Here is a 21463-nt window from a genome sequence, read left to right as displayed (position 1 = left end):
TCTGCAGAGCATCATGGCCCGGGCTGTGGTGCACGTCACGATTGCGATCGCAAAGGAGGTTGTGGTCATTGTGGTCACGTCGCCGCGCCGTCTGACGCTCGCCGGGCAGGTCCTCGCGCTGCAGCTTGCGGTCGTATTCGTGGTCCTGGCGATCATCGCGCTCCTGTCGCTGCATCAGTCGACGGACTCCTTCGTCGACGAGCAGGGAAGCCGCATGCGTGGCGTGGCGGAGTACCTGGCCAACGATTCCGTGGTGCGGGAGTTCACCGACGACCCGCACGCGGCGCAACGGCTGGCACCGCCGATCGAACGGGCGGTATCGCTCTCCGGCGCCACGGACGTCACCGTGACCGACGCCGAGGGCGTCGTCGTGAGCTCCTCGGACGTCACCCGGGTCGGCCGTCCCGCCCGGCTGGGCGAGAGCGACGCGCTCGGCGGACGAGGTTGGAGCGGCACGGTGTCACGACCCGACGGCCGCGTCATCTCCGCGCACGCACCTGTGCTCGACGACGACGGCCAGTTGCTCGGCCTCGTGCTCGCCGAACAGCGCTACCCGAGCACGTGGCAGCTGCTGACCGACTCGGGCACCGACCTCGCGGTGTTTCTCGGCTTGGGAGCGGGACTGGGCGTCAGCGGAACGTGGCTCGTGGCCCGCGCGTTGAAGCGGCGGACCCGGGGGCTCGACGCCGCTCAGATCGCGACGCTCGCCGATCACCGCGAAGCGCTCCTGCACAGCATCCGCGAAGGCGTCGTCGGGGTGGACACCCGCGGTCGGATCAGCATCCTCAACGACGGCGCGCGCGAACTGCTCGATCTGCCCGCCACGGCGGTCGGCCGGCGGGTGGACGACCTCGGGCTGGACCCTGCCGTCGTCTCCCTCCTCGCCGGCCGCGGTGACGTCCAGGACGCGCTCGCCGTCGTCGGGTCGCGCGTGCTCGTCGTCAACCGGCGAACGGCGCGGAGCCGCGGGCGCGGGGTCGGTAGCGTGACGACCATGCGCGACCGCACGGAACTCGTGGAGATCCAGCATCAGCTGAGTTCGAATCTCTCGATCACGGACACGCTGCGGGCGCAGACCCACGAGTTCACCAATCAACTGCACACCATCTCCGGGCTGCTGCAGCTCGGCGCGTACGGCGAGGTGACGCAGGTGGTCGGCACCGTGGCGCGGCGCCGCGCGGACCTCGACGCCACGATCACCGAGCGCATCGGCGACCGCGCGCTCGCCGCCCTGCTCGTGGCCAAGTCCAGCGTCGCGCTCGAACGCGGCGTTCGGCTCACGCTGACACCGGACTCGCGGTTGGAACCCCTGCCCGACGACCTCTCGGCGGATCTCATCACGGTCCTCGGCAACCTCGTCGACAACGCGGTCGACGCCTGCAGCGCGGTGACCGATCCCCGGGTCGACGTCGCCGTGCAGGAGCGGAATGGAGGCATCCACCTGCGGGTGCGAGACAACGGTCCGGGCATCGCCCCCGAGTTGCTCGACACGGTCTTCGTTCGGGGCTTCTCGACCAAGGAGCAGACGTTCGGCGGCCGCGGCATCGGCCTGCCGCTCGTGCGCGTGATCTGCCGGCAGCGCGGCGGCGAGGTGAGGGTCACGAACGATGACGGTGCGGTGTTCGATGTCGAGCTCCCGAAGGGAGGCAGGCGATGACGCTGCGCGTCCTGGTGGTCGACGACGACTTCATGGTGGCGTCCATCCACCAGCGATTCGTCGACCGGACGGAAGGCTTCACCACGGTCGCGACCGCACGCACGGGGGCAGAAGCCCTGGCAGCCGCCGAGCAGTCGTCGCCGGACCTGGTCCTGCTCGACGTGCACCTCCCCGACATCGACGGGCTCGAGGTGCTCCGCCGGTTGCGCGCGGGTGGTCACGATGTGGGCGTCGTGATGGTCACGGCCGAACGCGGAGCCGAGACCGTGCGTGCCGCGCTCCTCGGCGGCGCGATGCAGTACATCGTCAAGCCGTTCGACTACGACGACCTGGCTTCGCGGCTGCGCTCGGTCGCGGCGAGCCTGGCGACGCTGCACGAGGGCGAGACGGACCAGGAGCAGATCGACCGGCTCTTCGCGGGGGCCGCTCCGAGCGCAGCGGCCGCTCCCCTGCCCAAGGGACTGAGCGCCGAGACCGCCCGGCTCGTCCGCGAGGCGCTGCGGGCGAACGGTGAACTGTCGGCGAGCGAGGCGGGCGAGCGCGTCGGTATCTCGCGTGTGAGCGCACGCCGCTATCTCGAGCACCTCGCCGCCTCCGGAGAGGCGGACGTGCGACTGCAGTACGGCGCCGCGGGTCGTCCCGAACGCCGGTACCGCAGCCGCCACTGAGCGTCCGTCAGTGCAGGCGGGCGCGGATCTCCTTGAGCTGGTCGTGGACCCGCGCCGGCGCCGTGCCGCCGCGGGCGTCTCGCGAGGCGAGAGAACCTTCGACCGAGAGCACCTCTCGGACCGCCGGCGACAGGTGCGGCGAGATCTGCGCGAAATCCTCGTCGGTGAGGTCCCACAGCTCGATGCCACGCTGCTCGCACACTTGCACGCACGCGCCGGAGATCTCGTGGGCCTCACGGAACGGCACCCCCTGGCGGACGAGCCACTCGGCGATGTCCGTCGCGAGGGCGAATCCCTGCGGAGCGAGCTCCGCCAGCCGCGCGGTATCGAAGGTGAGCGTCGCGACCATGCCGGTGAACGCGGGCAGCAGGACCTCGAGCGTGTCGATCGAGTCGAAGACCGGCTCCTTGTCCTCCTGCAGGTCGCGGTTGTATGCCAGCGGCAGCGCCTTGAGCGTCGTGAGCAGTCCGGCCAGGTTGCCCACGAGTCGCCCGGACTTGCCGCGGGCGAGCTCGGCGATGTCCGGGTTCTTCTTCTGCGGCATGATGCTCGACCCCGTGGAGTAGCCGTCGTGCAAGGTGACGAAGCCGAACTCCTTGGTGTTCCAGATGATGATCTCCTCGGCGAGCCGGGAGACGTCGATGCCGATCTGCGCCGTCACGAACGCGAACTCGGCGACGAAGTCGCGGGCCGCCGTGCCGTCGATCGAGTTGGGGGTCGAGCCGGTGAAGCCGAGATCGGCGGCGATCGCCTCGGGATCGAGACCCAGCGACGATCCGGCCAGCGCGCCGCTGCCGTACGGCGACTCGGCCGCGACGCGGGCATCCCACTGCTCGAGGCGGTCCAGGTCGCGCACCAGCGGCCACGCGTGGGCGAGCAGATGATGGGACAGGAGCACCGGCTGAGCGTGCTGCAGGTGCGTACGGCCCGGCATCGGAACGCCGAGGTGGTGCTCCGCCTGCGAGGTGATCGCGAGAGCCAGTTCGCGCACGAGCTGCGCGATCTGCCGCCCGTGGTCGCGCAAGTAGGCACGGAACAGGGTGGCCACCTGGTCGTTGCGCGAACGCCCGGCCCGCAGGCGCCCGCCCAGCTCGGCTCCCGCTCGTTCCAGGAGCCCGCGCTCGAGCGCGGTGTGCACGTCCTCGTCGTCCGGCTCGGGCAGGAACTCCCCCGAGCGGACGTCGGCGGCGAGCTGGTCGATCGCGGCGAGCATCGCCTCCAGATCGGCGTCGGACAGCAGGCCGGCACGGTGCAGCACCCGGGCATGCGCCCGCGACCCGGCGAGGTCGTACGGCGCCAGCCGCCAGTCGAAGTGCGTCGAGCGTGAGAGCTCGGTCAGCTCCGACGACGGGCCGGAGGCGAACCGGCCGCCCCACAGACGCGTGGACTCCTGGGTCTCTTCGGACACGACTTTCCTCTCGTCGATCTCGCTGGGCCGTCAGGCGGACTGGCCGGCGAGCTGGGTGAAGTACTCGGCGACGGCCGGGCCGCCGTCGGGGTCGCGGCAGATCAGCAGCACGGTGTCGTCGCCCGCGATCGTACCGAGGGTGCCGACCGAGCCCGCATGGTCGATCGCCGAGGCCAGGAACTGCGCCGCGCCCGGCGGGGTCCGCAGGACCACGAGGTTCGCGGTGGCGTCGGCAGTGACCATGAGTTCGCGCACCAGACGCTGCAGGCGAGCGACGGCCGCCGAGCCGTCGCCCGCCCGTGGCGTCGGGTCGCCACCCTCGGCCGGAACCGCGTACACGAGCGTGCCGTCGCTCTGCCGGACGCGGACGGCGCCGAGCTCGTCGAGGTCACGCGACAGCGTGGACACCGTGGCCGTCACGCCCCGGTCGGCCAGCAGCGCGAGAAGGTCGCTCTGCGACCGCACGCTGTGGCGCGTCAGCAGGTCGACGATCAGCTGCTGACGGGCGGCCTTGGTGGCGGGGATGCGCGTCATGTCAGCGCTCCAGGTCTCCGGAGCGCTCCAGCAGCCAGGTGAGCACCGCCTTCTGCACGTGCAGCCGGTTCTCCGCCTCGTCCCACACCACGCTCTGCGGCCCGTCGATGACCTCGGCCGCGATCTCCAGACCGCGGTAGGCCGGGAGGCAGTGCAGGACGATCGCGTCGGGCGCGGCCTGCGCGAGCCGTTCCGGGGTGACCGCGTAGTCACCGAAGATCGCGATGCGTTCGGCCTTCTCGTCCTCCTGGCCCATCGAGACCCACGTGTCGGTGATGACGACGTCCGCACCTGTCACGGCCGCCTGCGGATCGTCCGTGACCAGGACCGAGCCGCCGGTCTGCTGGGCGATGCGTTCGGCGTCGGCGACGATCGCCACATCCGGCTGGTAGCCGAACGGAGCGCCGACCCGCACGTGCATGCCGGCGGTGGCCCCGCCGAGCAGGTACGAGTGCCCCATGTTGTTGGCGCCGTCGCCGACGTAGGCCACGGTGAGCCCCTCGAGCCGGCCCTTGTGTTCCAGCACGGTCAGCCAGTCGGCGAGGATCTGGCACGGGTGGAAGTCGTCGCTCAGCGCGTTGATGACGGGCACGCCGGAGTGCTCGGCCATCTCCTCGAGCCCGGACTGGGCGTAGGTGCGCCAGACGATGGCACTCACCATGCGACCGAAGACGCGCGCGGTGTCGGCGACGGACTCGCCGCGGCCGATCTGCGTCGTCGTGGCGTCGAGGACCAGCGGCTGGCCGCCGAGGTCGGCGATGCCGACCGCGAACGACACCCGCGTGCGCGTGGACGACTTGTCGAACAGCACGGCGACCGTCTGCGGCCCCTCGAGCGGCCGACGCGCGTACGGCGCGGCTTTCATCTTCAGGGCGAGCTGGAGCACCTCGGCCTGCTCGGCCGGTGACAGGTCGTCGTCGCGCAGGAAGTGGCGAATGGTCATGCGTTCCGGACCTCCTCGATGACGGCGCGCACGGTCGCGATGGCGTCACGCGCCTGGTCGGGCGTGAGCACGAACGGGGGCGCGAGGCGCAGCCGGTCGGCGGTCGGCGCGTTGACGATGACGCCGGCGTCGAGCGCCGCGTTCATGACGGCCGGGGCGATCGGCTGGTCGAGCACGACGCCGAGGAGCAGTCCCCTCCCCGTGATCTCGACGACCCCGGGGGCGTCGCTGAGCCCGGTGCGGAACATCTGCTCCAGGTCGTTCACCGCCGCGAGGAGCCCCTCGTTCTCGATCGTCTCGATCACGGTGAGGGCCGCGCGGGTGGCGACGGGGTTGCCGCCGAAGGTCGTGCCGTGGTTGCCGGGGCCGAGCAGCACGCCGGCGTCGCCGAGGCCGATGCACGCACCGATCGGCATGCCGCCGCCGAGCCCCTTGGCAAGGGTCACGAGGTCGGGCGTGATCCCCGAGGCGCTGTGCGCGAACCAGTCGCCGGTACGCCCCATGCCGGTCTGAACCTCGTCGATCCAGAGCAAGGCGCCGTGCCGCGAGGTGATGTCCCGGGCGGCGGCGAGGTAGCCCGCGGGCGGCACGACGACGCCGGCCTCACCCTGGATGGGTTCGAGCACGACGGCGGCCACGCTGTCGTCCACGGCGGCCGCCAGCGCGGCCTCGTCGCCGTACGGCACCCACGTCACATCGCCGGGAAGCGGCTCGAACGGCGTCCGGTACGCCTCCTTGGAGGTCAGCGCCAAGGCGCCCATCGTCCGCCCGTGGAAGCTGCCCTCCGCCACGACGAGCCGCGTGCGGCCGGTCCGGCGGGTCGCCTTGAGTGCCGCTTCGTTGGCTTCGGTACCCGAGTTGGCGAAGAACACCCGTCCGGGCGCGTCCAGCAGCCCGAGCAGACGCTCGGCGAGTTCGACCTGCGGGATCGACGTGAAGAAGTTGCTGATGTGGCCCAGGGTGCCGAGCTGCTCGGTGACGGCCTTGAGCAGCGCCGGGTGCGCGTGTCCGAGGGCGTTCACCGCGATGCCGGCCAGCAGGTCGATGTAGCGGTTGCCGTCGGCGTCCCACACGAGTGCGCCTTCACCGTGCACGAGGACGCGCTGCGGGTCGCCGAACGTGTTCATCAGCGAACCGCGGTAACGGTCCATCCACTCAGGTCCGCCGGGGCGTGGTTCACGGCCGTGGATCGGGACGTTCACGACTTCTCCTTCGAGCTGCTGGTGGAGTACAGGGCAGTGCGGATACGGGTTTCGACGCCGGGCAGGACCTGGGTGCCGACACCTTCGTCGGTGAAGAGCTCCAGGAGGACCGCGTGCGGCTCGCGACCGTCGATCACCGTGGCGCGCTGCACTCCGCCGCGCAGGGCGTCGAGGCACGCGCTCATCTTGGGGATCATGCCGCTCGCGAGGGTCGGGAGCAGTTCTTCCAGCGCTTCGGGGCTGATCTCGCCGATGACGTCGCGGCTGTTGGGCCAGTCCGCGTACAGGCCCTCGACGTCGGTGAGCACCAGCAGCTTCTCGGCCTTGAGCGCCACGGCGAGCGCGGACGCTGCCGTGTCGGCGTTGACGTTGTGGACCTGGCCGTCGGCGTCGGGCGCGACGGTGGAGACCACGGGGATGCGTCCGGCGTCGATCAGATCGAGCACCGGCTCGGGCCGGACACCGGTCACCTCGCCGACGAGGCCGACGTCGACGGGCTCGCCGTCGACCAGCGGCATCGTCCGGGTCGCGGTGAACAGCCCGCCGTCCTCGCCCGACATACCGACCGCGAGATCACCGTGCTGGTTGAGCAGGCCGACGAGCTCGCGTCCGACCTGGCCGGTCAGGACCATGCGGACGACATCCATCGCCTCGGGCGTGGTGACGCGCAGCCCGCCGCGGAACTCCGACTCGATGCCGAGCCGGTCGAGCATCGCGTTGATCTGCGGCCCGCCGCCGTGGACGACGACCGGCTTGAAGCCCGCGAGCCGCAGGAACACGATGTCCTCGGCGAACGCCTGCTTGAGCTTGTCGTCGGTCATGGCGTTGCCGCCGTACTTCACGACGATGATCTTGCCGTGATACTTCTTCAGCCACGGCAGGGCGCCGGCGAGCGTCGCCGCCTTGTCCGTGGCCTCGCGCCAGGAAGTCTCGTCCCAGATCTCGTCGGGGTCGCTTGCGTCGATGTGGTCTGTCATGTCGAGTAGGCCGAATTCTCGTGAACGTAGGCGTGCGTGAGGTCGTTGGTCCAGACGGTCGCCGCCGCGTCGCCGGACTTGAGGTCGATCGTGACGGTGACGTGGCGCGGCGTCAGGTCGACGAGGTCGATCGACTCCCCCACCCCGCTGTCGCGGCACACCCAGACGCCGTTGATCGCGACGTCGAGGTCGGCCGGGTCGAAGACCGCGTCCGAGGTGCCGACCGAGGCGAGGATGCGCCCCCAGTTCGGGTCCTTGCCGAAGATCGCGGTCTTGAAGAGGTTGCTGCGCGCGACCTCACGTCCCACCGACAGCGCGTCGGCCTCGCTCGCCGCGTTGATCGTCTCGATCGCGATCTCGTGGTCCGCGCCTTCGGCGTCGGCCAGCAGCTGCAGTGCGAGGTCCTGGCAGACCTCGGTGAGCGCCGTGGTGAACTCCTCCACATCGGGGCTGGCCCCCGAGGCACCGGAGGCCATGAGCAGCACGGTGTCGTTGGTGGACTGACAGCCGTCGGAGTCGAGCCGGTCGAACGTGCGAGCCGTGGCGCGGCGCAGCGCGGCATCGAGGTCTGCTGACGAGAGGTCGGCATCGGTCGTGATGACGACGAGCATCGTGGCGAGGGCCGGCGCGAGCATGCCCGCTCCCTTCGCCATCCCGCCGACGGTCCAGCCGCCGACCGAACGCGCGGCCTGCTTGCTGACCGTGTCGGTGGTCATGATCGCCGTCGCGGCGTCGGTCCCGCCCTCGGCCGACAGCGCGGCCACGGCCGCCTCGACACCGGGGAGCAGCTTGTCCTCGTCCAGCAGCCGACCGATGAGGCCTGTGCTGCACACCTGCACGTCGACGGCGCCGATGCCCAGCCGCTCGGCGGCCACCTCAGCGGTGCGGTGCGTGGTGGCGAACCCCTCGGCGCCCGTGTAGCAGTTGGCGCCGCCGGAGTTCAGGACGACGGCGCGCGCCGTGCCGCCCTTGATCGTCTCGCGGCTCCAGATGACGGGATTGGCCTGGCAGCGGTTGGACGTGAAGACGGCCGCGGCAGCACTCGACGGACCGTCGTTGACCACGAGGGCGACGTCGGGCTTGCCGCTGTCTTTGAGCCCGGCGGTGACACCGGCGGCGCGAAATCCCTGAGCAGCGGTGACACTCATGCCGCCACCTCCCGCTGACCCCAGATTTGCGCTCCATCCGTCGACCGAGCCCCGGGTCGGTTGACGATCTGGGCGCACAGCTGGGTTCTCCGGCCGTGGTCGCTCATGGTGCTACTCCGATCGTCGTGAGGCCGGTCGTCTCGGGCAGCCCGAGCGCGAGGTTCATGGACTGGATGGCGCCGCCCGCCGTGCCCTTGGCGAGGTTGTCCATCGCACCGATCGCCACGACGCGGCCGGCCCGCTCGTCGAGCGTGGCCTGGACGTGCACGGTGTTCGCGCCGAGCGTGCCCTGGGTCTGCGGCCACTGCCCTTCCGGCAGCAGATGCACGAACGGCTCGTCGGCGTACGCGGCCACATACGCGGCCCGCACGTCCGCCGCGGTCACGCCCTCGGCGGCCGGGGCGGAGACGACCGCCAGGATGCCGCGCGACATCGGCACGAGCACCGGGGTGAAGCTGACGACCGGGTTCTCGGCGCCGGCGGCGCGCAGGTTCTGCTCGATCTCGGGCGTATGCCGGTGGGTGCCGCCCACGCCGTACGCACTGGCCTGACCGAGGACCTCCGAGCCGAGGAACGTCGTGGCGAGCTTCTTGCCTGCCCCGGATGGCGCCGTCGGCGCCACGATGGTGAGCGCCGAGTCGTCCACGAGCGGGAGCGCCGGCATGATCGCCAGCGTGGAGACGGTCGGGAAGCATCCCGGGCCGGCGACGCGACGCGTGCCCGCGAGTCGCTCGCGCTGCCCGGGCAGCTCCGGAAGACCGTAAGGCCACGTGCCGGCGTGGTCGCCGCCGTAGAAGCGCGACCAGTCGTCGGAGCTCTGCAGCCGGAAGTCGGCACCGCAGTCGATCACGAGCACGTCGTCGCCCAGCTCGGCGGCGACGGGCGCCGACGTGCCGTGCGGCAGCGCGAGGAACACGACGTCATGACCGGCCAGGTTCTCGGTGGTGGTCTCCAGCACCTCGCGGTCGGCCAGTGGCACGAGGTGGGCGTGGTGGTCGCCCAGCCGCGACCCGGCGCTGGAGCCGGCGGTCAGGGCGCCGATCTCCACCTCCGGGTGGGCCAGGAGCATGCGGAGCAGTTCGCCACCGACGTAGCCGGTGGCACCGGTGACAGCGACGGAGATCGACATCAGTCGGTCCCGAACTCCATGGCGGCCGCGTCGAGGGCCTGCTCGTCGCCCTCGACAGCCGGGTTCGCCTCGATCTGCTCGGCGCCGCCGGCCGGCAGGGTGCCGAACAGCGTGCCATTCTCGACGAGCACCTGACCCTGGTCGAGCGGCTGGGCCGCGTACATCTCGAGCTTGGCCCGCGAGTCGGCGATGTCGAGGTTGCGCATGGTGAGCTGGCCGATCCGGTCGGACGGTCCGAAGACCGCGTTGTCGGTGCGCTCCATCGACAGCTTCTCGGGGTGGTACGAGAACGCCGGACCCTGCGTGTCGAGGATCGTGTAGTCCTCGCCCCGCCGCAGCCGCAGCGTCACGTCACCGCTCACGACGGACGCGATCCAGCGCTGGATCGATTCGCGCAGCATCATCGCCTGCGGATCGAGCCACCGTCCCTCGTACATGAGGCGACCCAACCGGCGGCCGTGCTGGTGGTAGTTGGCGATGGTGTCCTCGTTGTGGATCGCGTTGACGAGCCGCTCGTAGGCGATCCACAGCAGCGCCATGCCCGGGGCCTCGTAGATACCGCGGCTCTTGGCCTCGATGATCCGATTCTCGATCTGATCGGACATGCCCAGGCCGTGCCGACCGCCGATCGTGTTGGCCTCGTGGACGAGTGCGACCGGATCGTCATACCGCGTGCTGTTGATCGCGACGGGGAGCCCGGCCTCGAACGAGATCGTGACGTCCTCGGTGTCGATGTCGACCGACGGGTCCCAGAACTTGACGCCCATGATCGGCTCGACGGTCTCGAGGGAGACGTCGAGGTGCTCGAGCGTCTTGGCCTCGTGAGTCGCGCCCCAGATGTTCGCGTCGGTGGAGTACGCCTTCTCGGCGCTGTCGCGGTACGGCAGGTCGTGGGCGACGAGCCACTCGCTCATCTCCTTGCGCCCGCCCAGCTCGCTGACGAACGCCGCGTCGAGCCAGGGCTTGTAGATGCGCAGGTTCGGATTGGCGAGCAGCCCGTAGCGGTAGAAACGCTCGATGTCGTTGCCCTTGAAGGTCGACCCGTCACCCCAGATGTTGACGCCGTCCTCCTGCATCGCGCGGACGAGCAGCGTGCCGGTGACCGCACGGCCCAGCGGGGTGGTGTTGAAGTACGTGCGACCGGCGCTGGTGATGTGGAACGCGCCGCACGACAGCGCCGCCAGCCCCTCGTCGACGAGCGGCCGCTTGCAGTCGAGCAGCCGGGCGATCTCCGCCCCGTACTCGAGGGCGCGGCCGGGCACCGAGTCGATGTCGGGCTCGTCGTACTGGCCGATGTCGGCGGTGTACGTGCACGGAACGGCGCCCTTGTCACGCATCCAGGCGACGGCGACGGAGGTGTCGAGGCCGCCGGAGAACGCGATGCCGACGCGCTCGCCGACCGGCAGATCAGTCAGGACTTTGGACATAACTGCAATTATTGCACGTCTCTGCAAATGCTTGCACGTGGGGGTACTGCCAGAATCAGGATATGGAGTTCCTCGCTGTCGCGCTGGTCGTCCTCGTGGCTCTCGCCCTGCTGGTGGCGGGGTTGCGTCGCCGCTCACGACGCACGGCCGCCGCCCGGGATGCGACGAGCGCGCTGCGCTCCGCGCTCGACCGCGCCGCGGCACCGATCCCGGAACTGCTCGCGGCGATCGGCGAGTACGCCGCGTGGGAGCGGGCGGTCTTCGCCGAGGCGCGGGACGCCGCCGACGAGGCGACCGCCGCCGGTTCGGCCGAGGAGTGCGTCGCCGCCTACGACCGATTCGTCGCCGCGACGAACGATCTCTTCGCGATCGTGGAGGTCTACCCGGATCTCACCGCGGACGCGGACACCGCGGGCCGGCTGCAGGAACTGGAACGCGCGATCGAGCAGGGCGCGACCGCGCGCTCGCGGCTCGTGCCCCTCCTCCCCCGCTGAGACCTCAGCGCAGGGTGGCGTCGAACCGCGCGGCGGCCTCCACCGCGGCGGCGCGGGCTTCGGTGATCTCCGCGTCCGTCAGGGTGTGATCGGCGGCGCGGAGCCGGACGTTGAAGGCCAGCGACTTCTTGCCCGCCGGGACCTGGTCGCCCGCGTAGATGTCGAACAACCGCACGGACTCCACGAGCGGGCCCGAGGACGCGAGTGCCGCCTGCAGGTCGCCGGCGTGCACCGATGCGTCGACGACGAACGCGAGGTCTTCCTTGGCCACGGGGAACGACGAGAAGTCCGGGCGCGGACCGAGCTCGGGCGCCGCGCCGATGAGCGCGTCGAGGTTCACCTCGCCGGCGACGCCGCGCGCGGGGAGACCGTAGGCCTCGAGCACCTTCGGATGCAGTTCGCCCGCGTGTCCGACCACGGTGCCGTCGAGCAGGAACGCCGCACACCGGCCGGGGTGGAACGGCGCGAGCGCGACGGCCTCGACCGTGAGCTCGACGTGGAGCACGTCGGCGAGACGCTTGGCGACGGCGATCGCGTCGGCCCAGGTCGCGTCCCGGCCGGGACCGGACCAGCCGCGCTTCTCGCGCTGACCGAGCATCGTCCACGCCGCCATGAGCGGCTGATCGGGCAAGGCGGCGTCGAGTACCGCGAGCTCGTCGTCGGTCGGGCGGCGGTCGACGCCGTAGATCGGAGCGTGCGGCGAGTCGTCGCGCGTGCGGAACACCCGCCCCATCTCGGTGAGCGCGACGTCCTCGTGGCCGCGACCCACGTTGAGGCCGGCCGCCCGCAGCAGCCCGGTCAGCAGTGTCGTGGTGAGCCCCGGCTCCTGAGCCGACAGCGGATTCTCGAGCAGCACCTGACGACGCCGCTCGTCATCGGCCGGCAGGCCGAGCTTGTCGAAGTCCTCCTCACCGGCGAACGGGAAGGTCTTCACCTCCACGAGGCCCGCGCCGGCGAGCGCGTAACCGACGCGGCGGCGCAGCTCCTGCGCTCGCGTCAGACCGCGGCCGCCGGGTGCCTGCGGAAGTACCGAGGGGACCTGGTCGTATCCGACGACCCGCAGCACCTCCTCGACGACGTCGTAGGGGTCGTTGAGGTCGAATCGCCATGACGGCGGCGTGACCACCAGCTGGTCGCCCTGCACCTCGACCTCGCAGGCGTTGCCGCGCAGCGCGGCGACCGAGGCCTCCAGATCGATCGAGGGAACGCCGGCGATGCGCCGCGGCAAGTCAGCCGCGAGCGTGACCGCCGGGCGCGGAGCGACCTCCCCGACGACCGTGATGCCGGGCTCGATACGACCGCCGCCGTGTTCCACGAGCAGTTCCGCGACGCGCTGCGCGGCACGCGCCTGCAGCGACGGGTCGACGCCGCGCTCGAAGCGCCGGGCGGCCTCGGACGAGAGCTTGTGGCGGCGCGCCGCACGGGCGACGGTCGAACGGTCGAAGTACGCCGCCTCGATGACGACGTCCGTGGTGGTGTCGTCGATCTCGACGTGCGCGGCACCCATGATCCCGGCCAGGCCGACGGGGCCCTCGTCGTCACAGATCAGCAGGTCCGCCGGGTCGAGGACGCGATCCACGTCATCGAGGGTGGTGAGCCGCTCTCCCGCGCGCGCCCGGCGCACGCCGATGGGGCCGGAGAGCTTCGCGGCGTCGTAAGCGTGATTGGGCTGGCCGAGCTCGAGCATCACGTAGTTGCTGATGTCGACGGTCAGCGAGATCGAGCGCATGCCGGCCTGCACGAGACGACGCGCCATCCACTCCGGCGTGGGGCGGGTCGGGTCGATGCCGGTCACGCGACGCGTGACGAAGACGGGGCAGGCCTCCCGGTCCTCGACGACGACCGGGTACCCCTCGCCGTCCGTGTCGGTGACCTCGATGTCGGCGGGGTCGCGGAACGGCAGGTCGAACGCCAGGGCGGTGTCGCGACCCACGCCGCGCAGCGACCACGCGTATCCGCGGTCGGGGTTGACCTCGAGATCGAGGGTCTCGTCGTTGAGCCCCAGCAGCGCGATCGCGTCGTCACCAGGCTCGGCGGAGCCGGCCTCGAGCACGAGGATGCCGCTCTGGTCGCCACCGGGCAGACCCAGCTCGGCGGTCGAGCAGATCATGCCGTCGGAGACGTGTCCGTACGTCTTGCGGGCGCTGATCTCGAAGCCCAGCGCGGGCAGGAACGTGCCGGGCAGCGAGACGACGACGAGGTCGCCGGGTCCGAAGTTGTGCGCACCGCACACGATGCCGCGACCGGCGGGGAGGTCGTCCGTGGCCGGGTCGTTGTGCTCCGGGCCGACGTCGACGCGACACCAGTTGATCGTCTTGCCGTTCTTCTGCGGTTCGGGAACAGCTGACAGCACCCGGCCGACGACGAGGGGGCCGCTGAGCTGCCCGCCGACGATCTCCTCGAGCTTGAGGTCGAAGGCGGTGAGCCGCGCGGCCAGCTGCTCGGTGGTGACCGAGTCAGGCAGGCCGACGAGCTCGCGCAGCCAGGGAACGGGGACCTTCATCTCGTGCGATACCTCTCGAACTCACAGACCGATGCCGAAAGGCTCGGTGAAGCGGATGTCGCCGTCCCACAGATCGCGCAGATCGGCGATGTCGTAACGGCTGGTGATCGTGCGGTCCAGACCCATGCCGAAGGCGAAGCCGGAGTAGCGCTCCGGGTCGACGCCGCAGGCGATCAGCACGCGCGGGTTGACGACGCCGCATCCGCCCCACTCGACCCAGCCTTCACCGCGGCAGGTCGGGCAATCGGCGACCTGCGCCGGATCGTTGTGGCAGACGTAGCACAGCAGGTCGACCTCGGCGCTGGGCTCGGTGAACGGGAAGTACGACGGGCGGAAGCGCGTCGTCGTGCCCTCGCCGTAGATCGCGGTCGCGAGGTGGTCGAGCGTGCCCTTGAGGTGCGCCATCGACAGGCCCTCGTCGATCGCGAGGCCCTCGACCTGGTGGAAGACCGGAGCGTGAGTGGCATCGGGCTCGTCGGTGCGGAAGACCCGGCCCGGGCACGCGATGTAGATGGGTGGCTGACGCGTGAGCATCGTGCGGGCCTGCACCGGAGAGGTGTGGGTGCGCAGGACCATGGCGGCCTCGGCCGGCGCGACCCAGAAGGTGTCCATCATGGTGCGGGCCGGGTGGTCCGGGCCGAGGTTGAGGGCGTCGAAGTTGAGCCATTCGGCCTCGACCTCAGGGCCTTCGGCGATCTCCCACCCCATCGCCACGAAGATGTCCGCGACGTGATCTTGGATCGTGGTGAGCGGGTGCCGCGCGCCGACCGGCTCCATGTCGACGGGCACCGTGACGTCCACGGCCTCCTCAGCGAGGCGGCGCTCGAACTCGACGGCCTCCACCTGGGCGGTGCGCTCCGCGAGCGCCTTGTTCACCGCGCCACGCGCCTGCCCGACGCGCTGCCCGACTTCCTTGCGGGCCTGGGGCGGGAGCGCACCGATCTCGCGGTTGGCCAGGGCGAGCGGCGAACGGTCGCCGACGTGGTCGATCTTGACCTGCTTGAGCGCCTCGACGGAGTCGGCGGCCGCGATCGCCTCGAGGGCGGCATCGCGCATGCGCTCGACCTCGTCGGCACGCAGCGGGGTCACCTCGACGGGGTCGTAGTCGGAGTTGGGCGCGGACATGACGACCTTTCAGTGACGGATCGAGGAGCCTTCGGTCGAGTTTATCGACGGGGCCTCCGCGGTCATCGACGCGGGCTCGTTGATCGGCAAGCGCACCTGGATGCGCGCTCCCCCGAGCTCGCCCGTGCCGATGTCGATCGTGCCGTGGTGCTGCTGAACGACTCCGCGCACGATGAACATGCCCAATCCGCTCCCCGCGCCCGGACCGCTCTTCCAGAACCGGCTGAACACCCGCTGGCGCAGTTCCACCGGGATGCCGCTGCCGTAGTCGCTGACCTCGACGACGACCCCGTCGCCGTCGCGCCGGACGGCGAGTTCGCGCAGCCCGTCGCCGTGGCGGATCGCGTTCTCGACGAGGTTGGTCACGACCTGAGTGATGCGGTCCTCGTCGCCCCAGATCACGGGGATCTCCCCCTCCACCACCGGGGCGGGGTGCTCGTCGGCCGCCGCGTACGCGCTCGCGAGGACGCGGGCTGCGAGTTCGTCGAGCCGCACCGGGCCGGTCCGCAGCGTGAGCCGGCCCGAGTCGATGCGCGCCGCATCGAGCAACTCGGCGATCAGCCGGCTGAGCCGGTCGGCGTCGGCGTCGACGGTCGAGAGCATGAATTTGCGCTGCTCCTCGCTGAACTGGTCCCAGCGGCTGAGCAGGGTGGCGGTGAAACCCTTGATTCCGGTGAGCGGCGACCGCAGCTCGTGCGCGACGGTCGCGACCATGTCGGAGCGCTCGCGGTCACGCTGGTTGCGGATGCGCGCATTGCGGATCGACACGATCACCTGGACGACCCGGCCCGCCGGGCGATCACGGATCAGCGACGCGGTGATGAGGTACTCGCTCCCGCGCGGCGACCACCACGAGTGTTCCGAGATGCGCTTGCGGAGCTCGAAGCCGTCGTAGGGCCGGACGACGTCGAACCAGGAGTTGCCGTTCAGATCGTCGAACGGCACGGCCTCCGAGAGGTGCATCCCGAGCATCTCGTCGCCGACGGCGCGCGCCATCTCACGAACGCGCTCGTTGACGTACTCGACGATGCCGTCGGCATCGGCGACGATCACGCCGTCGGGGAAGTTCTCGAAGGACACGCAGGCGAGGATAGTCCGACCGGAGGGTTTGGTCCTAGTCCGCGGAGCGAGATCAGATGATCATCTATGCATGGCCGCAGCCGAGGCGTACACGCAGACGGCGGCGGCGGTGGCGAGATTGAGGCTCTCGGCCCGGCCGTAGATGGGAACGCCCACGATCTCGTCGGCCAGCGCTCGCACGGCATCGGGCAGGCCGTGGGCCTCGTTGCCCATCACCCACGCGGTGGGTGCGGTCAGATCGATCGCGGCGTCGTGGAGCAGCCGTCCGCCACCGTCCGCGGCGAAGACCTGGAGACCGGAGTTCTTGAGGGTCTCGACCGCCCGGCCGAGGTCGCGCTCGATCAGGACAGGCAGGTGGAAGAGCGATCCCGCGGTCGAGCGGACGACCTTGGGATTGAGCGGGTCGACACTGTCCCCCGCCACCACGACGGCGTCCGCTCCAGCGGCGTCGGCGCAGCGGATCACGGCGCCGAGGTTGCCCGGATCGCGGATCTCCGCGCACACGACGACGAGTCGCGTCCGGGCGGGCAATGCGTCCAGCGTTCCGGTCACGTCGTGGCAGCGTGCCACCACACCCTGCGGCTGGACGGCGTCGGCGATCTCGGCGAGCACGTCGTCCGCGACCACGTGCCAGGCCAGGTCCGGATGCTCCTCGCGCCACTGTCCGTAGCGGCTCGTGGCGTCGGTGGTGGCGAAGACCTCGATGACGACGCCGGGTTCGGCGAGGGCCTCCCGCACGGCTTGCGGACCCTCGGTGAGGAACTCGCCGGTCTTGGCCCGGAACGCACGAGTGGCGAGCCGCCGGGCGTGCTTGACGCGTGCGGAACGCACGGTCAGCTCGCCGGGCTGGCTCGCCACTGCAGGTGGAGTCGTGGGACTCAGGCCGCGGACTCGGCCTTGGGCGCGTTGACGTCCTCGGGGAGGTTGGCCTTGGCCACCTCGACGAGAGCGTTGAACGCCGCGATGTCGTTGACGGCCAGATCCGCGAGGATCTTGCGGTCGACCTCGACCTCGGCGGCCTTGAGGCCCTGGATGAAACGGTTGTACGTCAGACCCTGCGCACGCGCCGCGGCGTTGATGCGCTGAATCCAGAGGCGACGGAAGTCGCCCTTCTTGGCGCGGCGGTCGTTGTACGAGTAGACGAGCGAGTGAGTGACCTGCTCCTTGGCCTTGCGGTACAGGCGCGAACGCTGACCACGGTAGCCCGAGGCCCGCTCGAGGACCTCACGACGCTTCTTCTGGGCGTTCACGGAACGCTTGACGCGTGCCATCGGTGTCTCCTTAGAAAATCAGTGGGGCGCGGCTCAGAGTCCGAGCAGCTTCTTGACCTGCTTGGTGTCGGCCTTCGACACCTCGGTGGTGCCGTCGAGTCGACGGGTGCGGGTCGAGGACTTGTGCTCGAGCAGGTGGTAACGGTTCGCCTGCTGGCGGCGCAGCTTGCCCTTGCCGCTGAGCTTGACGCGCTTCTTCATGCCCGAGTGGGGCTTGAACTTCGGCATGTTAGGCCTCCATGTCTGGGTCGAGGTTCTCGGAGCGACGCCGCGGCTTCTTGGGCGTCGCATTCTTCTGCTGGGCCTCGCGGTAGGCCTTCTCGGCCTCCGCCTCGGCTTCGCGGTCGGCGGCACGCTGCGCGGTGTTCTCGGCCTTCTCGGCCTTGACCTGCGCCTGCGCCTCGGACTTCTTCTTGTGAGGAGCGAGCACCATCGTCATGTTGCGACCGTCCTGACGGGCGTTCGACTCGATGAAACCGAGATCCTCGACGTCAGCGGCCAGCTTCTGCAGCAGCCGGAACCCGAGCTCGGGTCGGTGCTGCTCGCGGCCGCGGAACATGATCGTGATCTTGACCTTGTCGCCCGCCCGGAGGAATCGCACGACGTGACCCTTCTTGGTGTCGTAGTCGTGCTGGTCGATCTTCGGGCGGAGCTTCATCTCCTTGATGATCGTGTTCGACTGGTTGCGTCGGGACTCACGGGCCTTCTGCGCAGCCTCGTACTTGAACTTGCCGTAGTCCATGAGACGGCACACCGGCGGGCGGGCCTGCGGCGCGACCTCGACGAGGTCGAGATCGGCTTCGGCAGCCAGGCGCAGGGCATCGTCGATGCGGACGATGCCCACCTGCTCACCGCTCGGTCCGACGAGACGTACTTCGGGAACGCGAATCCGCTCGTTGACGCGCAGCTCTGTGCTGATGGGTCCTCCTGATGGTCGTGGATGGAGGACATGAAAAATGGCCTCCGCGAAACGAAGGCCACCATCGCGACACGCACGCGGCGTATCGGGCGCGACGACACGTGTACGCCGCGCAGAACCTCAAGGTCCGAGAACCAGGCAGGTGGGAGGTGACCTCCACTTCGATCAACCATGTTAGCAGGCCGGTTGTTCCCGACGCCAATCCGGTACGGCGCGGCGGAGCGGTGCGCCAGCACCCACCGCGAACCTCCATGTGCCGGACCGCTCACCGCCCACGGAAGGTAGAGGTGCCGACGGTCGGCCTAGTCGGCGGGAGCGACCCACGCCGGGCCAGCGGGAGTGCGGACCAGGACGTGCTCCTGCGCGAGATGCTCCACGTCCTCGGTCTCGATCACGCGGAACCGCGGTCCGCCGAGGTCGAGGAGCATCGCGGACGCGCCCTCCGCGAGAGCGGCGCGCGCCGCGTCGCGCCCGTAAACCGGGACGGGACGCGCCTGCGGGTTCCACTGCTGCATCGCGGCGACGCTCGTGAAGGTGAGCAGCGCTTGGCGTCCATCGGCACCTTGCATCAGCACGGCCGCCATGTCGGCGTTCTTGTCGCCCTCGATCGCGGCGAGTTCCGCGCTGCCGGTGAGCACCGCCACCACCGCCACGAAGATCCGGGCGCCGCCGAGCCGACCCAGCACGTCGACGTCGGTGCCGTCAATGACCTCGACCAGCGAGGGGTCGAGCTGTCCGTCGTCGTCGGGGAACGCTGGTTCGGCGAGCGTACGACCGTGGCCGCTCATCGCACGTGTCCCTGGAGCCACGCGACGGCTTCGCGGGCCGCCGCACCGTCGCTGCCCTGGATGGCGAAGAGGATGACCCGCTCGTCATCCCGGGTCACGAGGGTGGGCCACGGAGCGCCTTCGCGCATCGCGACGGAGCCGACCTCGTCCCACGACAGCTGCCGGCGGCGGAAGCCGTTGACGACGGTGATGCCGTGGTCGTCGGCGTGCACACGGCTGCGGGTCACCGCGAACGCGAGCAGTGCCACCAGCGCGACGAGCGCCCACAGCGTCGCCGCCTGCGAGACGGTGAAGACGACGTCCTCGGGAAGCGCACGGCCGATGACGACCATGAGCACCACGAGGATCCCCGTCGAGATCCACATGATGAGCGATACCGCGACGGGGCGGAAGCTCCTGCGCGTCGCGTCCATCAGATCCGGCACGACAGGATGTCGGTCACGAGGATGCCGCGGGCACCGATCGCGTAGAGGTCGTCCATGACGCGCTGAGCGGTGTCGCGGGGCACCATCGAGCGGACGGCGACCCATCCCTCGCGATGCAGGGGCGACACCGTGGGCGACTCGATGCCCGGGGTCAGCCGGACGGCCTCCTCCACCCGGTCGACGCGGATGTCGTAGTCCATCATCACGTAGGTGCGGGCGACGAGGACGCTCTCGAGCCGGCGACGGAACACCGCGAAGCCCTCGGGCTCGTCGCCCTCGTGCCGTGTGATGACGACAGCCTCCGACGAGAGGATCGGGTCACCGAAGACCTCGAGACCGGCCTGGCGCAGCGTCGTGCCGGTTTCGACGACGTCGGCGATCGCGTCGGCGACACCGAGGCGGATCGAGGTCTCCACCGCCCCGTCGAGGCGCACGACGTCGGCCTCGACGCCGAGCGTCGAGAGGTGCGCCCGCACGATACCGGGGTACGACGTCGCGATCCGGCGTCCCGCCAACTCGCGCTCGGACGACAACGTGCCGGCGGGCGCGGCGAACCGGAACGTCGATTCACCGAACCCGAGGGCCATGGCCTCATCAGCCTTGGCGCCGGAGTCGAGCAGCAGGTCACGGCCGGTGATGCCGACGTCGAGCGTGCCCTCCCCCACGTAGATCGCGATGTCGCGCGGTCGCAGGTAGAAGAACTCGACCTGGTTGTCGGCGTCGACGGTGACGAGGTCCTTGGCGTTGCGGCGCTGCCGGTATCCGGCCTCGCCCAGCATCAGCGCGGCGGCTTCGGACAGCGCACCCTTGTTGGGGACGGCGACCTTGAGCATGGTCCATCTCTTTTCGTCCGGTCGGGCTCGGGTCACGACAGCGGCTGAACCCGGGGCGTTCGGTGGCTGGGGTCCGCTGCCGTCACAGATGCGCGTAGACGTCGTCGAGCGTGATGCCGGCGGCGATCATCATGACCTGGGCGTGGTAGAGCAGCTGGCTCAGCTCCTCGGCGGCACGCTCACGTCCTTCGTGCTCGGCGGCCATCCAGGACTCGGCCGCCTCCTCCACCAGCTTCTTGCCGATGGCGTGCACGCCGGCGTCCAGCTCGGCGACCGTGCGCGAACCCTCGGGGCGGGTGGCGGCCTTGTCGCTCAGCTCGGCGAACAGGCCCTCGAACGTCTTCATCGTGAGTCAGTCTATCGTCCCGCCCGGGCGGCCCGGTCAGCCCCGCAGCGCGCTCAGCGTCGCCCAGGTCGCGAGCGCGGCCTCGGCGGCTTCGCGGCCCTTGTCCTCCTTGCTGTCCGCGAGCCCCGCCCGGTCCAGCGCCTGCTCCTCGGTGTCGCAGGTGAGGAGGCCGAAACCGACGGGAACGCCGGTCTCGAGGGCGACGCGGGACAGCCCGTCGGTCGCGGCCGCGCACACGTAGTCGAAGTGCGGAGTGCCGCCGCGAATGACGACACCAAGCGCCACCACGGCGTCGTAGCCCTGCTGGGCGCACGTTTTAGCCACGAGCGGCAGCTCGAAGGATCCGGCAGTGCGCACGAGGTCGACCTGGGACGCGCGGGCGTCGGCGAGCGCCAGCTGCGCGCCGGCGATCAACCCGTCCATCACGGTGGTGTGCCAGCTCGAGGCGACGATGGCGACCTTCGCACCGCTCGCGTCAATGGTGAGACTCGGGGCTCCATGACCGCTCATGCCGACACCTCCTGGAAAAACGCACGATAGGTGACACCTCCTGGAAAAACGCACGATAGGTAGGTGTCGGCATGAG

Annotated in this window: 23 protein-coding genes; 3 read left to right on the top strand and 20 right to left on the bottom strand. The window is 70.3% G+C overall.

Annotation, left to right across the window (positions count from 1 at the left end; genetic code table 11):
- The first annotated feature begins 61 nt into the window (after positions 1-61).
- Positions 62-1657 (top strand): sensor histidine kinase, encoded by a 1596-nt coding sequence (locus EHW97_RS10120; RefSeq protein ID WP_208001984.1) that lies wholly within the window; start codon positions 62-64, stop codon positions 1655-1657.
- Complete coding sequence (locus tag EHW97_RS10115; RefSeq protein ID WP_208001983.1) at positions 1654-2325, top strand: response regulator; 672 nt, start codon at positions 1654-1656, stop codon at positions 2323-2325. Before EHW97_RS10120 ends, EHW97_RS10115 begins: the two co-directional genes overlap by 4 nt.
- A gap of 7 nt (positions 2326-2332) precedes the next feature.
- Here EHW97_RS10115 and argH read toward each other — a convergent pair whose 3' ends face one another.
- From argH to argG, 8 genes are all read right to left on the bottom strand, one after another.
- A complete protein-coding gene (argH, locus tag EHW97_RS10110; protein WP_124237044.1) occupies positions 2333-3733 on the bottom strand; it encodes an argininosuccinate lyase in 1401 nt (466 codons plus the stop codon).
- Between the two features lie 30 nt (positions 3734-3763).
- Complete coding sequence (locus EHW97_RS10105; RefSeq protein ID WP_124237043.1) at positions 3764-4267, bottom strand: arginine repressor; 504 nt, start codon at positions 4265-4267, stop codon at positions 3764-3766.
- A 1-nt stretch (position 4268) separates the two neighbouring features.
- Positions 4269-5210, bottom strand: a complete 942-nt coding sequence (gene argF / locus EHW97_RS10100) for an ornithine carbamoyltransferase (protein ID WP_124237042.1) — start codon at positions 5208-5210, stop codon at positions 4269-4271.
- Positions 5207-6361: an acetylornithine transaminase gene (locus EHW97_RS10095; RefSeq protein ID WP_124237060.1), complete on the bottom strand. Its 1155-nt coding sequence runs from the start codon at positions 6359-6361 to the stop codon at positions 5207-5209. The genes argF and EHW97_RS10095 overlap by 4 nt, the downstream gene beginning before the upstream one ends.
- Before the next feature lie 47 nt (positions 6362-6408).
- Positions 6409-7389, bottom strand: a complete 981-nt coding sequence (argB, locus tag EHW97_RS10090) for an acetylglutamate kinase (protein ID WP_124237041.1) — start codon at positions 7387-7389, stop codon at positions 6409-6411.
- Positions 7386-8537, bottom strand: coding sequence for a bifunctional glutamate N-acetyltransferase/amino-acid acetyltransferase ArgJ (gene argJ, locus EHW97_RS10085; RefSeq protein ID WP_124237040.1), 1152 nt, complete (start codon positions 8535-8537; stop codon positions 7386-7388). Before argJ ends, argB begins: the two co-directional genes overlap by 4 nt.
- A 103-nt stretch (positions 8538-8640) precedes the next feature.
- Positions 8641-9666, bottom strand: a complete 1026-nt coding sequence (gene argC, locus EHW97_RS10080; protein WP_124237039.1) for an N-acetyl-gamma-glutamyl-phosphate reductase — start codon at positions 9664-9666, stop codon at positions 8641-8643.
- Positions 9666-11093 carry an argininosuccinate synthase gene (argG, locus tag EHW97_RS10075; RefSeq protein WP_124237038.1) on the bottom strand — a complete coding sequence of 476 codons (1428 nt, stop codon included), beginning with the start codon at positions 11091-11093 and terminating at the stop codon, positions 9666-9668. Before argG ends, argC begins: the two co-directional genes overlap by 1 nt.
- A gap of 62 nt (positions 11094-11155) precedes the next feature.
- On the opposite strand from argG, the gene EHW97_RS10070 reads away from it, so the two are divergent.
- Positions 11156-11587: a LemA family protein gene (locus tag EHW97_RS10070; protein WP_124237037.1), complete on the top strand. Its 432-nt coding sequence runs from the start codon at positions 11156-11158 to the stop codon at positions 11585-11587.
- A gap of 4 nt (positions 11588-11591) precedes the next feature.
- On the opposite strand, the gene pheT is transcribed toward EHW97_RS10070, so the two are convergent.
- The 12 genes from pheT to ribH all read right to left on the bottom strand — a co-directional run bounded on the left by pheT (position 11592) and on the right by ribH (position 21387).
- Positions 11592-14090 carry a phenylalanine--tRNA ligase subunit beta gene (gene pheT / locus EHW97_RS10065; RefSeq protein WP_124237036.1) on the bottom strand — a complete coding sequence of 833 codons (2499 nt, stop codon included), beginning with the start codon at positions 14088-14090 and terminating at the stop codon, positions 11592-11594.
- A gap of 21 nt (positions 14091-14111) precedes the next feature.
- Positions 14112-15215 (bottom strand): phenylalanine--tRNA ligase subunit alpha, encoded by a 1104-nt coding sequence (gene pheS, locus EHW97_RS10060; RefSeq protein ID WP_124237035.1) that lies wholly within the window; start codon positions 15213-15215, stop codon positions 14112-14114.
- Positions 15216-15224: 9 nt separating this feature from the next.
- Positions 15225-16295, bottom strand: a complete 1071-nt coding sequence (locus EHW97_RS10055; RefSeq protein WP_124237034.1) for a sensor histidine kinase — start codon at positions 16293-16295, stop codon at positions 15225-15227.
- A gap of 60 nt (positions 16296-16355) precedes the next feature.
- Positions 16356-17126 (bottom strand): TrmH family RNA methyltransferase, encoded by a 771-nt coding sequence (locus tag EHW97_RS10050; RefSeq protein WP_243696384.1) that lies wholly within the window; start codon positions 17124-17126, stop codon positions 16356-16358.
- Positions 17127-17173: 47 nt separating this feature from the next.
- Positions 17174-17566 carry a 50S ribosomal protein L20 gene (gene rplT, locus EHW97_RS10045; RefSeq protein WP_121794786.1) on the bottom strand — a complete coding sequence of 131 codons (393 nt, stop codon included), beginning with the start codon at positions 17564-17566 and terminating at the stop codon, positions 17174-17176.
- A gap of 33 nt (positions 17567-17599) precedes the next feature.
- Entirely contained in the window at positions 17600-17794 is a 195-nt protein-coding gene (gene rpmI, locus EHW97_RS10040) for a 50S ribosomal protein L35 (protein ID WP_121794785.1), read from the bottom strand.
- A 1-nt stretch (position 17795) separates the two neighbouring features.
- Positions 17796-18473, bottom strand: coding sequence for a translation initiation factor IF-3 (infC, locus tag EHW97_RS10035; RefSeq protein ID WP_124237032.1), 678 nt, complete (start codon positions 18471-18473; stop codon positions 17796-17798).
- A 314-nt stretch (positions 18474-18787) separates the two neighbouring features.
- On the bottom strand, positions 18788-19273 hold the full coding sequence (locus tag EHW97_RS10030) for an SseB family protein (RefSeq protein WP_124237031.1): 486 nt from the start codon (positions 19271-19273) through the stop codon (positions 18788-18790).
- On the bottom strand, positions 19270-19698 hold the full coding sequence (locus tag EHW97_RS10025) for a PH domain-containing protein (protein WP_166367469.1): 429 nt from the start codon (positions 19696-19698) through the stop codon (positions 19270-19272). Before EHW97_RS10025 ends, EHW97_RS10030 begins: the two co-directional genes overlap by 4 nt.
- Entirely contained in the window at positions 19686-20531 is an 846-nt protein-coding gene (gene hisG, locus EHW97_RS10020) for an ATP phosphoribosyltransferase (protein WP_124237029.1), read from the bottom strand. Before hisG ends, EHW97_RS10025 begins: the two co-directional genes overlap by 13 nt.
- Before the next feature lie 82 nt (positions 20532-20613).
- The gene (locus EHW97_RS10015; RefSeq protein WP_124237028.1) at positions 20614-20877 is read right to left on the bottom strand and encodes a phosphoribosyl-ATP diphosphatase; all 264 of its coding nucleotides are present in this window, start codon (positions 20875-20877) and stop codon (positions 20614-20616) included.
- 36 nt (positions 20878-20913) lie between these two features.
- Complete coding sequence (gene ribH / locus EHW97_RS10010; protein WP_124237027.1) at positions 20914-21387, bottom strand: 6,7-dimethyl-8-ribityllumazine synthase; 474 nt, start codon at positions 21385-21387, stop codon at positions 20914-20916.
- Positions 21388-21463: the final 76 nt, after the last annotated feature.

This window comes from Aeromicrobium camelliae, from assembly GCF_003850045.1.
GTDB lineage: Bacteria > Actinomycetota > Actinomycetes > Propionibacteriales > Nocardioidaceae > Aeromicrobium > Aeromicrobium camelliae.
This window is presented reverse-complemented; position numbering and strand designations above follow the sequence as displayed.

Excerpts from the sequence above, each read along its gene's own strand:
- EHW97_RS10115 (WP_208001983.1), top strand. The coding sequence starts at position 1,654 with ATGACGCTGCGCGTCCTGGTGGTCGACGACGACTTCATGGTGGCGTCC.
- ribH (WP_124237027.1), bottom strand. The coding sequence starts at position 21,387 with ATGAGCGGTCATGGAGCCCCGAGTCTCACCATTGACGCGAGCGGTGCG.
- pheT (WP_124237036.1), bottom strand. The coding sequence starts at position 14,090 with ATGAAGGTCCCCGTTCCCTGGCTGCGCGAGCTCGTCGGCCTGCCTGAC.
- rplT (WP_121794786.1), bottom strand. The coding sequence starts at position 17,566 with ATGGCACGCGTCAAGCGTTCCGTGAACGCCCAGAAGAAGCGTCGTGAG.
- argG (WP_124237038.1), bottom strand. The coding sequence starts at position 11,093 with ATGTCCAAAGTCCTGACTGATCTGCCGGTCGGCGAGCGCGTCGGCATC.
- EHW97_RS10030 (WP_124237031.1), bottom strand. The coding sequence starts at position 19,273 with ATGAGCGGCCACGGTCGTACGCTCGCCGAACCAGCGTTCCCCGACGAC.
- argJ (WP_124237040.1), bottom strand. The coding sequence starts at position 8,537 with ATGAGTGTCACCGCTGCTCAGGGATTTCGCGCCGCCGGTGTCACCGCC.
- argF (WP_124237042.1), bottom strand. The coding sequence starts at position 5,210 with ATGACCATTCGCCACTTCCTGCGCGACGACGACCTGTCACCGGCCGAG.
- EHW97_RS10095 (WP_124237060.1), bottom strand. The coding sequence starts at position 6,361 with ATGGACCGTTACCGCGGTTCGCTGATGAACACGTTCGGCGACCCGCAG.
- EHW97_RS10070 (WP_124237037.1), top strand. The coding sequence starts at position 11,156 with ATGGAGTTCCTCGCTGTCGCGCTGGTCGTCCTCGTGGCTCTCGCCCTG.
- argC (WP_124237039.1), bottom strand. The coding sequence starts at position 9,666 with ATGTCGATCTCCGTCGCTGTCACCGGTGCCACCGGCTACGTCGGTGGC.
- pheS (WP_124237035.1), bottom strand. The coding sequence starts at position 15,215 with ATGTCCGCGCCCAACTCCGACTACGACCCCGTCGAGGTGACCCCGCTG.
- argB (WP_124237041.1), bottom strand. The coding sequence starts at position 7,389 with ATGACAGACCACATCGACGCAAGCGACCCCGACGAGATCTGGGACGAG.
- EHW97_RS10105 (WP_124237043.1), bottom strand. The coding sequence starts at position 4,267 with ATGACGCGCATCCCCGCCACCAAGGCCGCCCGTCAGCAGCTGATCGTC.
- hisG (WP_124237029.1), bottom strand. The coding sequence starts at position 20,531 with ATGCTCAAGGTCGCCGTCCCCAACAAGGGTGCGCTGTCCGAAGCCGCC.
- rpmI (WP_121794785.1), bottom strand. The coding sequence starts at position 17,794 with ATGCCGAAGTTCAAGCCCCACTCGGGCATGAAGAAGCGCGTCAAGCTC.
- EHW97_RS10015 (WP_124237028.1), bottom strand. The coding sequence starts at position 20,877 with ATGAAGACGTTCGAGGGCCTGTTCGCCGAGCTGAGCGACAAGGCCGCC.